We start from the raw sequence: 12,253 nt of genomic DNA, 5'->3' as shown, positions 1-12,253 counted from the left end.
TTAATCCTCACTTGTAGTTTCTGATTTATGTAAGAACTTTTTGTTTAGATTTTCAAAAAAATTATTAAATGTAAGTGTGAATGAGGCGGCGTTTACGATTTGATTTCCGTTATCTCTGGGAAGATATTCGTTGGCATAAGTTAGTTCAATTTGTATGTCATCTGAAAACAGATAACCTGCACCAATATTTAATCTGTTTCTATCAAAAAAACTAAGACCGGTAACTTTTGTTCCCGATTTAAAAAATAATTCATTAGAAGCAATAGCATAAACAACACCTTCTCGTAAAACTTTACTGTTAATAGGTTGTAAGTATTTAATTTGCTGGCGATATCGAATTACGTTTTCGTAGCTATCATCTTCATTTTTCATATGACGAAGTTCCGTTCGCATCCTTGTACTTAAAGTATATCCGGTTTTATGGAAGTAATAAATACCCTGCAAAGCAAATCGCCATTCTGGAGATTCAAATTGACCTATTTCAGGAACATCTTTATTGTTAAAGTATGCTATAAATGATGATAACTTCCATCGTGGAGACAAATAATAATGTCCCCAGGCTCTAAATGATCTTTGTGTGTTTTGCTCAAAAATATTTGGGGATGATTCAGTACTGCTGTAACTTGTTCCTAAATTAAGTTCAGTTGACCACTTTTTATTTATAGTTCGGCTAAATTGAATCTCACCCCAAAATTGATTGTACTTTGTTGTTTGACCATAACTCATCATTGTAATTAGAAAAATTACAATTGAAGAACAGATTTTTCTAAGTACTATATTTTGAGCAAGTTTTGAAGACATTTAATAGTTATTAAGTTGTCATTCTACTTCTGGACGCTTTATTAACTTCTCTGACGAACTGTTTCGTATAAAAATGCACCGCATGCAACAGATACATTAAGCGATCCTATGGAACCAAACATTGGTAATTTTGCTTTTTCATCTACAATTTTTAAAACAGAAGGATTTATACCTCTGTCTTCAGATCCCATTATAATAGCTAAAGGCTCATTTAATGATAAGTCATAAATGTTTTGATCTGTTTTTTCTGTAGCGGCTACAGTTTTTATTCCAGATCCCTGAAGATAGAATATAGCATCTTTGATATGTTCAACTTTGCAAATAGGCACATTGAATACTGCGCCGGCAGATGTTTTAACTGTGTCACCATTTACTGGAGCAGAACCTGCTTTTTGAACGATAATTCCGTTTACTCCTGTACATTCTGCAGTTCTGATAATAGCACCAAAATTTCTCGCATCTGAGATTTGATCTAATATTAAAAATAAAGGTTTTGAACCCGAAGCAATAGTTGACTCTACTAAATGTTCTATATCAATAAATCCAATAGGGGAGATTGTTGCAACAGCACCTTGATGATTATTAGGTGTTAATCTATTTAGTTTTTCAACTGGAACATAAGAAAAATTAATGTTGGCACGTTTCATTACCTTCATTAAATCTTTCATTAATTCTCCAGAAATTTCTTTTTGTATAAATACTTTGTCAACTTCCTGACCAGCTTGTATCGCTTCTATAATGGCTCTAATACCAAATATTTGATGTTCTTTTTCCATGAGGCAAATATAGGTATAATGTTTATATAAAAAAAAACCACCCCGAATGAACGGGATGGCTTTTAGTATTATTAAAAAATATTATTTTGATTAATATTTTTTCTTAGTTGAAAGTAACTGTTGTAGAAATTGCATCAGTTTGAGTTCCAGCAGTTATAGTAAATCTGTAAGTGATTTTGTCACCTGCTGCAAGACCTCCATAAGTTGAGTATGGGATTGCAGCTATGTCTAAATCTTGACGTGTAGTAGGTAATGTTCCTGGTAATGCAGAAAAAGCACCGCCATTTTTAGACCACTCTCCAACAATACTGTTAACAACTGTAGTAGATTTTTTAACTGGAGCAAAAGTAATGATCACTGGTTCAGTGCCATTATAAGGTGCTGTTGTTACACCACTTGTAGCGTTAGTTACAGGGTCACCATCAGCATTGTAAATTTGCCAAACAATTCCTTTTCCAACGGTTAAAGTCCATGTAGCTCTTGTAGTTGAACCATCAGAGTATGATGAAATAATTGCTAATGCATAGCTTCCAGTTTTTCCTGTTAGAGTAGTAGTACCACCTGAAGTTACAGGAAATACATCAAAGCTTCCTAATGAAGAAGTGTTGAAAGTAGCTTTTCCATCAGTAAGAGTAGCATCTGCAACTTTGTCTCCCAATACTATAGGATCTGAAGTAGTTTTAGCAGCATTCTTATAGATTTCAACTTTAGATACCGTTACGCCTTCTTTTGTAAAAGTATTAAGAGGTAAATTATAATTGTTGTCTAAACGACTAATACTTGATGTTGTTGGAACTACGTTCCCTCCCGCGGTTGAATATTCAATATTGTCATCTGCGGCATCACAAGAAGCTAGAATTGCAATTAATGCGAACGTAGCAATTTGTTTTATATATTTTTTCATATTTGTAATATTAAATATTAATGTTTATCCCAGAAAATTTTAGTAGTTACATTATTGTTACCCAATTTTGCAACTGCAGCTTCTAGATTTGCAGCATTTAATGTTTGCTCAATTCCTGGATAAGAGTAACGTTTTGGAACTTCAGTGATATCACCAAAAGTTACTGGAGGAGCTACTAAAGCAGGGAAGTCTAATCTTCTGTAAGAAGTCCATGCTTCAAAACCTCTGTTGAAATAGGAGATCCATGCTTGTTCTCCAATTTTTTGTTGCCAAGTTCCAGCAGCAGTTGCATAAGCTACATCAGATCTTACTAAGTAAGCTGAAATGTCAGCAGAAGAAACTCCCCAATCTTGCATAGATGCAGTAATACCCGCATTATAGTGAGATGCAGCAGTTCCACCAACAGCAATTCCTCTTTCTACAGCTTCAGCTAATAAAAACTCTACTTCTGAATAAGTGAAAAGAACACCAGGATATACAGGATCTTTAATAGTTTCTGTTAAGTGAGAGAAATCTCCATAAACGTTAACAGTTCCGTATACACCACCTTTGTATTGTCCTGAACCTGCAGGGAATTCTGTAAAGTATTTTGCTCTTCTTGGATCAGAAAGAGCATTCATTTTATTTACGAATGTATTAGCTGGCAAGAAATCATCACGTCCACTAGCTACTAAATCAAGATATAACGGGTTGTTATTAGTTGTATTTGTAGTATATGGCATATATGCTCCATCAGTACTAGCTAAAATTAAACCATCAGCTTGAGCCGCTAATGCTTGTGCGCTAGCATAAGTATGATCTACATCATCCATATTGATAGCTAATCTGAAACGTAGAGAGTTAGCAAATTTAGCCCATTTAGCAGTGTTTCCACCAAAAATAAGATCAGCTTCGTCATAACTATCTGCGCTTTGATCTAATTTATGAGACGCTGCAGTTAATACAGCAATAAGATCTTTGTAGATAGTTTGTGCATCATCATATTTTGGTTGAGGGTGTCCATCGATATCTAAAGCTTCACTGTAAGGAACATCTCCAAAAGTATCAACTAAAATAGCATATGAGTAAGAAGATAAAATGTCGATAATAGCAATTTTATTGTCAAAAACTACTAAACCTTCTGGTGCTCCAGTATAATTAGCTTTTTGAGATATCAAAAGTGATTTAGCTTCTTTAAAATCTCTCAATACATCACGGTAATAAGTTGCCCAATGACGATCTGGAATTGTGCGTCCAGTAAGGTCATATTGAGTTTCTTGTGGGTACTGTACCTCTGTCCATTGTTGAGCATACAATCTGAATACGTTAAAGTTTACAGATGTACTTGTAACCTGATCCACCATAGTTTTTTCTGCATTGGTGAATAAGAACTCAGGTGAAGTAATGGTTGGGTTTTTTGTGTCTTCGTTCATTCCTCCAAAGTCATCAGAGCATGATGCAAATAAGGTTATAAACGATATTAATATTATTAGTCTATTTTTCATAGCTTAGAATTTTATTGTTAAGTTACAACCAATATTTCTAGTTGTTGGTAAAGAACCGATAGAAAGACCTTGAGATCCTACGTTAGATCCTAATCCACTTTCTGGGTCTGCATCTGGAAGATTTTTTTGGATTATCCATAAGTTAGATCCAATAAGTGAAATTTTTGCATCTACCAATTTCATTTTTTGTACTAATGAAGATGGTAAAGTATAAGTAATGTTTACCTCTCTTAGTTTAATAAAACCAGCATCGTAAACATACTGACTTCTTGGTCCGTTAGTATAAGCATTTGTTATAGCTCCACCTGTTGAGTAAACAGTTCTTGTTGTGTTTGGAGTTCCGTCAGCATAAACACCAGGAAGGATTACACCTCCACCATTAACAAGTGAGTTTCTTTTTGGAAGACCAAGATCATTATTACCAGCAGTTCCATCACCAAGTCCAGTTCCTACGCCATACCATTGGTCAGTTGAGAAAACATCTCCTCCGTGTTTAGTGTCAATTAAGAAGCTGAATGCTAAGCTTTTGTAAGAAAATTTGTTACGAATACCTCCAATCCAGTCAGGATTGATGTTTCCAATAATATTGTTTGTAGAAGTGTTAATTACATATCTACCAGTTGATGGGTTAATGATTTTTTGCCCGTCAGCAGTATAAGTGTAATCTGTTCCTTTTAACACTCCAAAAGGTTGTCCAACTACAGCATTTAAAGTTACAGTTCCAGGGAATGAAGCAATTTGTAAGTTAGAAACTCCATCAGCTAAAGCTGTTACTTTGTTTTCGTTTTTAGACCAGTTTACGTTGATATCCCAAGAAAAATTATTTGTTTTTATTGGAGTAACATTAAACTGAACCTCAATACCTTTGTTTTCAATTGTTGCAGCATTTACATACTTAGAAGTATATCCTGTAGCAGTTGAGTAAGGAACTCTTACAGCTTCACCATCATTTACGTTTTTGTATAAACTCACGTCAAATCCAACTCTTCTGTTTAAGAACTGCATCTCAAGACCAACCTCGGTAGTGTTTGTCTTAATAGGCTTTAAGTCTGGGTTATTTTTAATTGAGTTTACAGAATACATTTGATTATTGTTGAATGGATCAAATTTAGTATAAGTATCAACTAATGCTAAAGCAGGAGTTCCAAGTGGGCTTTCAGAGTAACCTCCTCTTAATTTACCAAAAGATAACCAGCTTGCGTTTAAGTTTTTAGAGAATACCCAGCTACCAGAAACTGAATAACTAGTTAAAGTATTGTCATCTGCAGGAAGATTTGAGAAAGCATCTCTACGTGCAGTTGCATCAATAAAGTAAGTGTCTACATATCCTAAAGAAGCAGAAGCATAGTAACTGTTTACAGATGTTCTTGTTTCTCTTTCATACGGATATGGACTTGCAGCACGTGAATTTGATAAGCTGTAAATTCCAGGAATAATTAAACCTCCTTGAGTAGAAGCTGTAATTTGGTTGAAATAAGTGTTTCTTATTGTACCCCCAGCTACTCCAGTTAAACTAATGTCTTCTCCAAAGTTATGTTTGAAGTTAAGAAGTAAATCATAGTTTTGTTCAGAGAAGTTACCATTATAACGTTGGTAACCTGAAGTTTCGTCAAGAGCATTGATACCAAAAGTTTTTGCTACAGAACCTACAGCAACTCTTTCTTCACGTAACTCATCATAAGTATCTGTTGAGATTTTTCCTGTTGCAGAAAGCCAGTCAGCAATTTTGTATGTCAAGTTAGCATAACCAATAAAACGATTTCTTCTATCATTTTGGTAGTTTTTGTAACGCTCAAAATATGGGTTATTCCAGTAAGCTGGAGCTCCATTTTCTGGAGATTTTCTATTCCAAGTAATATTTTGCTCACCTGAATTGTTGTAAGCCTGTTCAAGTTGTTTGATGTCAACGTTAGTTTGCCACCATTGACGGAAACCAGAAACGATATTGTCGCTGTATCCAGTCATGTTTCTACCTGTAGTTTGTTGAGCAGAGAAGTTAGCGAAAGTGCTAAGAGATAATCTGTCAGTAAACTGGTGATTTAATTTTAAACTGAAGTTGTTTTTTCTTAATTCACTGTTGATTAACGTACCAGTTTGGTTTGTATTTGTGTAATTAAAAACAACGTTTGTTTTTTCGTTACCATCTTCAAATGCGATACTGTTTACTAATGAAAGTGAATTTTGGAAGAATGAATTTGGATCATTTGCTGCAGCTTTCCAAGGTGTAGCTTTTCCATAGTTAGCATTTCCTGGGTAAGCAGAGAAAGCATCCCATTGGTAAACATTTAATGATGGGTCAAATCTATCTCCAACAGAAGCATCATCTCCCATTGCAACAACTAGATCTGGAGTACCATCACCGTCAATATCCTGCTCACCGAAAGAAGCTCCATAACCTGCCCCGTATTCTTTTTGATATTTTACGAATGTGCTTTTGTCTGGAGAACCTGTTACTACTTCAGATGAAACTGTAATTCCTAATCCTTTTTTAGCTTTACCTTTTTTAGTAGTAATCATTAAAACCCCATTACCAGCTAAATAACCGTATAATGCAGATGCAGCAGCACCTTTTAAAACGTTAACACTTTCGATGTCTTCTGGGTTGATGTCCATACCATTATTACCATAATCGTATCCTCTTGCTCCTGAAGACTGAGTAGTTAATCCATCATTTGTATTGTTTCCATTGTTGATAGGCATACCATCAATAACGATTAACATTTCATTACTTTGACCTATTGCTTTAACCCCACGAGATATTGCACTAGTAGATCCACCAAAGTTTGTGTTTCTTGTAATGTTAACACCCGCAACTTTTCCAGAAAGTTCGTTTAAGAAGTTACCACTTGATGTACCATTTCTTAAATCGCCTCCTTTAACCTCTTGTGTAGCGTAACCAAGAGATTTTTTCTCTCTTTTTACACCTAAAGCTGTTGTTACAACAACGCTTTCAAGTTCTTGCGCATCTCCAGCTAAACTTACGTTAACTGTTGATGAAGTTGCAGCTATTTCTTGGGTTTTCATCCCAATGTAGCTAAATACCAAAATTTGGCTTGATGATGCTTTGATAGAGTATTTACCATCAAAATCGGTTTGTGTTCCGGCTTTTGTTCCTTTAACTAATACACTAACACCTGGTAAAGGCATTCCTGCATTATCAGAAACTGTTCCCGAAACAGCTCTTTCTTGCGCAAAAGAAAGTTGCGCAACTAGTACTAATAAAAGTACTAAGAATCCATTGAACTTTAGTTTCATTTTTAAATATTTTGAATTAGTATCGCAAAACTCTTAATAATTTGTTAACTTTCCTAGTAAAATATTTTTTTTTTTCGTTAAAGGTCAAAATTTAACATTATAACATATGTTTATGATAGTGTTATATAATTGTAATTCCTGTGTTTTGTTTGCTCCGTTTGTGAGATTAATATTTATTAATCCGTTTGGTGTTTGTATTGAGGTTCCAATTCCGATTCCTATTAATTTTTTTATTTTGTTTGGGTCTGTAACGCTTGTAAGTTCTTGGTATATTCCATAATCCAAGATCGAATTAATGTAGAGATTTGAAGAAACAATATATCGGTACTCTGTAAGAATGGAGGCTGTGAAATTTGCCTGGAGACTATTTTCTAAAAAACCTCTTATTGACCTGATTCCGCCAAATCTGAATAATTCGTTTGAAATGTAGTTTTTGCTATGCAGGTAAAAATTTTGTGAATTTATGTTAATATAGTTTTTGTTATTGAGTTCAAAATTATAACCGGCATTTAAATTTGTGTAAAATTGGTTACTGGATCCTGCTGTTTCTAAATCATTATTTGTGTTCCTTTTTCCATAACCAGCTGCTAAATTTAAAAATGCTTTTTTGGGCATAAGGTAATTGTTGTAGTCTATTTTTTTATATTCGTAAGTTGATGTGAAATACGAATTGTCAAAATCGCTAATGGTTGAGTTATTTGTGTTTTGGATATCGCTTGATTCTGTAGCTTGATATCCGAGATACACTTTGGAATTGTAATTTATGTAATACCCTAAATCGATAGCTGTTTTTGTGTTTTGAAAAGTACTGTCTTGTTTGAATATGTTTAATTGAGCCTTTATTCCGAGTGATGATTTGAATATATATGGAATTTCGAGTTTGGTGCTGAAAGTCTTTTGTTGGTTTCCATCGCTTTTCCAGTATAATGAAAATTGCTCTCCGGCATGAAGTGTGTTGATTAATTGAATATCAAGATATCCATTAAGCGTTACTTTTTTGTTTTCGTCATTTGAAAATCCAATAAAACCGTCAAAAGTGTTTGCTTTTCTTTTTTCTATGTAAGTATAGATTTTAGTAGAGTCATTTGTAAAAAGTATTTCGGGGTATTTTGTTTGGGAAACAAACTCGAAATTATTAATGTCTTCGTAAAGCTGTTTTGTGATTTCCTGATTAAATGTTTTGTTCAGGTATTTTTTATTAAGCTGCTTTAAATGGCCTTTAGGGAAAAAGTTGCCAGAATTGCTATTTGCATAATTTAGGATAATTGAATTTACATTGCGTTTTTTTTCGGATTTAAAATTTAAGTCGGCATAAATTGTCAAATTCTTTCTTCGAATATTTTCGAGTTTAATTTTGCTCAGCGCAAAACCTTCTTTTTCGGCTTGGATTATTTTGGTATTTAAATAATTTTCAATTTCAGTATAAGGGAGAATTATGGAATCATTTTGGTTTTTATGAGGGTCAAAAAAATGATTATTTATACCTATATATATATGTATACTTTTTATTCGGTTTTTTAGACTGAAAAGTGCGGTATATGTGCTATCGTTTATTTTGTTGTTTTCTAGTGTTTTATTGTCTAGAAAGCCTTTTTTTGAAAGTTTACCGGAAGTGTTTTTTATTTCGTCAAATAAAGATTTGATATTGGGATGAGTTGTGTTATAGTTTAAGGAGTCGATAATTTTATTTTCAACATCATTTGACCCATTTATTTTTAGATAAAAGGTTTGAGTATAGGCAGAAAAGCTTATAAGTAAAAAAAACAATGTAGTAAAAAACTGTTTCAAGAGAAAATGTTTTTATTTAATTAAAGTGTATGCAAATATCTATTGTTTGTTTGTAAAAACATACTAATAAATAATGTTGTTGAAAATTAATAGATTAACGTTTGTATAGTGAAAATTATTTTATACATTTGCAACCCCGTAAAAAGCGGGAATTTAATAAACATAATAATTTTTAGTATTAATTATGCCAACAATTCAACAATTAGTAAGAACAGGAAGAACTCAGATAACTAAGAAGAGTAAATCGGTTGCTTTAGATTCTTGTCCTCAAAGAAGAGGGGTTTGTACGCGTGTTTACACTACTACACCAAAAAAACCAAACTCTGCAATGCGTAAAGTTGCGCGTGTGCGTTTGACAAATGGTAATGAGGTGAATGCTTACATTCCTGGAGAAGGACACAATCTACAAGAGCACTCGATAGTATTAGTTAGAGGCGGAAGGGTAAAAGATTTACCAGGTGTTAGATATCATATCGTTCGTGGAGCGCTTGACACGTCAGGAGTTGCAGGAAGAACGCAAAGAAGATCTAAGTACGGTGCTAAACGCCCAAAAGAAGCAAAAAAGTAATTTAAAACTTTTAAGAAAAAGACATGAGAAAAAGAGCGGCAAAGAAAAGACCACTTTTACCGGATCCAAGGTTTAATGACCAATTGGTAACGCGTTTTGTAAACAACTTAATGTGGGATGGTAAGAAATCTACAGCTTTCAAAGTATTTTATGATGCAATTGATATCATTGAAACTAAAAAGCAAAATGATGAGAAAACTTCATTAGAGATCTGGAAAGATGCTTTAACAAACGTTATGCCTCACGTAGAAGTACGTAGCCGTAGAGTTGGTGGAGCTACATTTCAAATTCCAATGCAGATTCGTCCAGATAGAAAAATTTCTATGGCAATGAAGTGGTTAATACTTTATTCTAGAAGAAGAAACGAAAAATCTATGGCACAACGTTTAGCGTCAGAATGTTTAGCTGCTGCTAAAGAAGAAGGTGCTGCGGTTAAGAAAAGAATGGATACTCACAAAATGGCAGAGGCTAACAAAGCATTCTCTCACTTTAGATTTTAATTCGTAAGAAATGGCTAGAGATTTAAAATATACAAGAAATATCGGAATTGCTGCTCACATTGATGCTGGTAAAACAACAACTACTGAGCGTATTCTTTTTTATACTGGAAAGTCACACAAAATTGGTGAGGTACACGATGGTGCTGCAACAATGGACTGGATGGCGCAAGAGCAGGAAAGAGGTATTACAATTACTTCTGCTGCTACAACTTGTACTTGGAATTTTCCAACAGAGCAAGGTAAAGCACTTCCAGAATCATTGCCTTACCACTTTAATATTATTGATACTCCTGGACACGTTGACTTTACTGTAGAGGTAAACCGTTCTTTACGTGTACTTGATGGTTTGGTTTTCTTATTTAGTGCTGTTGATGGTGTTGAGCCTCAATCAGAAACTAACTGGAGACTTGCTGATCAATATAGAGTTCCTCGTATGGGATTCGTGAATAAAATGGACCGTCAAGGTGCTAACTTTTTAGCTGTATGCGGACAGGTTAAAGATATGTTGAAATCGAATGCGGTTGCAATTACTTTGCCTATTGGAGATGAAGCTGATTTTAAAGGTATTGTTGACTTAGTGAAAAATCAAGCTATTGTATGGCATGATGAAACACAAGGAGCTACTTTTGATATCGTTGATATCCCAGCGGATATGATTGATGATGTTAAGCATTACCGTTCTATTCTTATCGAAGAGATTGCAACTTATGATGAAAATCTTTTAGATAAATATATGGAAGATGAAAACTCTATTACAGAGGAAGAAATCAACAATGCATTAAGAGCTGCTACTATTGATATGGCAATTATCCCAATGCTTGCTGGTTCGTCTTTCAAAAACAAAGGTGTTCAGTTTATGTTGGATGCAGTTTGTAAATATTTACCATCTCCTTTAGATAAAGAAGGTATTGAAGGAATTCATCCTGATGATGCTGATTTATTAGAAGAAGACCAAACGAAAATTTTACGTAAGCCAGATGTTAAAGAGCCATTTGCTGCTTTAGCATTTAAAATTGCTACTGACCCGTTCGTTGGGCGTTTAGCTTTCTTCCGTGCATATTCTGGACGTCTAGATGCTGGTTCTTATGTTTTAAATACTCGTTCTGGTAATAAAGAAAGAATTTCTCGTATTTACCAGATGCACGCTAATAAACAAAATCCAATCGAATTTATTGAGGCTGGAGATATTGGTGCTGCTGTTGGATTTAAAGATATTAAAACAGGAGATACTCTTTGTGATGAAAAGAATCCAATTATCTTGGAATCTATGAAATTCCCTGATCCTGTAATTGGTATTGCTATTGAGCCAAAAACAAAAGCTGACGTTGATAAAATGGGTATGGCTTTAGCGAAATTAGCTGAAGAAGATCCAACATTTACAGTTAGAACTGATGAGGCTTCTGGGCAGACTATTATTTCAGGTATGGGTGAGCTTCACTTAGATATCTTAGTAGATCGTATGAAACGTGAATTTAAAGTTGAAGTAAACCAAGGTGAGCCTCAAGTTGAGTATAAAGAAGCGTTTACAAGATCTGCAACACATAGAGAGACTTACAAGAAACAATCTGGAGGTCGTGGTAAATTCGGTGATATCGTATTTACAATCGAGCCTGCTGATGAAGTTGATGGTAAAGTTCCGGTTGGATTACAATTTATCAATGCTGTAAAAGGTGGTAACGTTCCTAAAGAATATATCCCTGCTGTTGAAAAAGGATTTAGAGAAGCTATGAAAACTGGTCCATTAGCAGGATATGCTGTGGATAGTTTAAAAGTAACTTTAACTGATGGATCTTTTCACCCTGTGGATTCTGATGCATTATCTTTTGAGTTAGCTGCAAGAATGGGTTATAAAGAATCAGGACGTGCTGCTGGAGCTGTTATTCTTGAGCCGATCATGAAAATCGAAGTTATTACTCCAGAAGAAAACATGGGTGATATTGTAGGTGACTTGAACCGTCGTAGAGGTCAGGTTAATGATATGGGTGATAGAAATGGTGCTAAAACTATTAAGGCTGATGTGCCTTTATCAGAAATGTTTGGATATGTAACTACATTAAGAACGTTGTCTTCTGGTAGAGCTACTTCAACAATGGAGTTTTCTCACTATGCAGAAACGCCTTCTAATATTTCAGAAGAGGTAATCAAAAAAGCAAAAGGTAACGCTTAATTTAAAGAAA

General features: G+C 34.3%; 9 protein-coding genes. 3 read left to right on the top strand and 6 right to left on the bottom strand.

From position 1 onward, the window contains the following. The 6 genes from FLAPXU55_RS20910 to FLAPXU55_RS20885 form a co-directional block, all read right to left on the bottom strand. A complete protein-coding gene (locus FLAPXU55_RS20910; protein ID WP_180861067.1) occupies positions 1-801 on the bottom strand; it encodes a DUF2490 domain-containing protein in 801 nt (266 codons plus the stop codon). A gap of 41 nt (positions 802-842) precedes the next feature. Continuing rightward, a complete protein-coding gene (gene rlmB / locus FLAPXU55_RS20905; protein ID WP_073486710.1) occupies positions 843-1,577 on the bottom strand; it encodes a 23S rRNA (guanosine(2251)-2'-O)-methyltransferase RlmB in 735 nt (244 codons plus the stop codon). A 103-nt stretch (positions 1,578-1,680) separates the two neighbouring features. Next, positions 1,681-2,481 (bottom strand): hypothetical protein, encoded by an 801-nt coding sequence (locus FLAPXU55_RS20900; protein ID WP_180861065.1) that lies wholly within the window; start codon positions 2,479-2,481, stop codon positions 1,681-1,683. 17 nt (positions 2,482-2,498) lie between these two features. Continuing rightward, a complete protein-coding gene (locus tag FLAPXU55_RS20895) occupies positions 2,499-3,965 on the bottom strand; it encodes a SusD/RagB family nutrient-binding outer membrane lipoprotein (RefSeq protein WP_180861062.1) in 1,467 nt (488 codons plus the stop codon). Positions 3,966-3,968: 3 nt separating this feature from the next. Continuing rightward, on the bottom strand, positions 3,969-7,220 hold the full coding sequence (locus tag FLAPXU55_RS20890; protein WP_180861059.1) for a SusC/RagA family TonB-linked outer membrane protein: 3,252 nt from the start codon (positions 7,218-7,220) through the stop codon (positions 3,969-3,971). Positions 7,221-7,304: 84 nt separating this feature from the next. Then, positions 7,305-9,008, bottom strand: a complete 1,704-nt coding sequence (locus FLAPXU55_RS20885) for a BamA/TamA family outer membrane protein (protein ID WP_180861056.1) — start codon at positions 9,006-9,008, stop codon at positions 7,305-7,307. Positions 9,009-9,192: 184 nt separating this feature from the next. Here FLAPXU55_RS20885 and rpsL point away from each other — a divergent pair, with 184 nt between their 5' ends. From rpsL to fusA, 3 genes are read left to right on the top strand one after another with little or no spacing between them, the layout of a single operon-like run. Continuing rightward, a complete protein-coding gene (rpsL, locus tag FLAPXU55_RS20880) occupies positions 9,193-9,576 on the top strand; it encodes a 30S ribosomal protein S12 (protein ID WP_007136570.1) in 384 nt (127 codons plus the stop codon). A gap of 23 nt (positions 9,577-9,599) precedes the next feature. Then, positions 9,600-10,076, top strand: coding sequence for a 30S ribosomal protein S7 (rpsG, locus tag FLAPXU55_RS20875; protein ID WP_026727879.1), 477 nt, complete (start codon positions 9,600-9,602; stop codon positions 10,074-10,076). A 10-nt stretch (positions 10,077-10,086) separates the two neighbouring features. Further along, on the top strand, positions 10,087-12,243 hold the full coding sequence (gene fusA / locus FLAPXU55_RS20870; RefSeq protein WP_053470826.1) for an elongation factor G: 2,157 nt from the start codon (positions 10,087-10,089) through the stop codon (positions 12,241-12,243). Positions 12,244-12,253: the final 10 nt, after the last annotated feature.

The sequence above is a fragment of the Flavobacterium panici genome, assembly GCF_903819335.1.
GTDB classification, from domain to species: domain Bacteria; phylum Bacteroidota; class Bacteroidia; order Flavobacteriales; family Flavobacteriaceae; genus Flavobacterium; species Flavobacterium panici.
The sequence above is the reverse complement of the archived record's forward strand: the minus strand, read 5'-3'. Positions and strand labels throughout refer to the sequence as shown.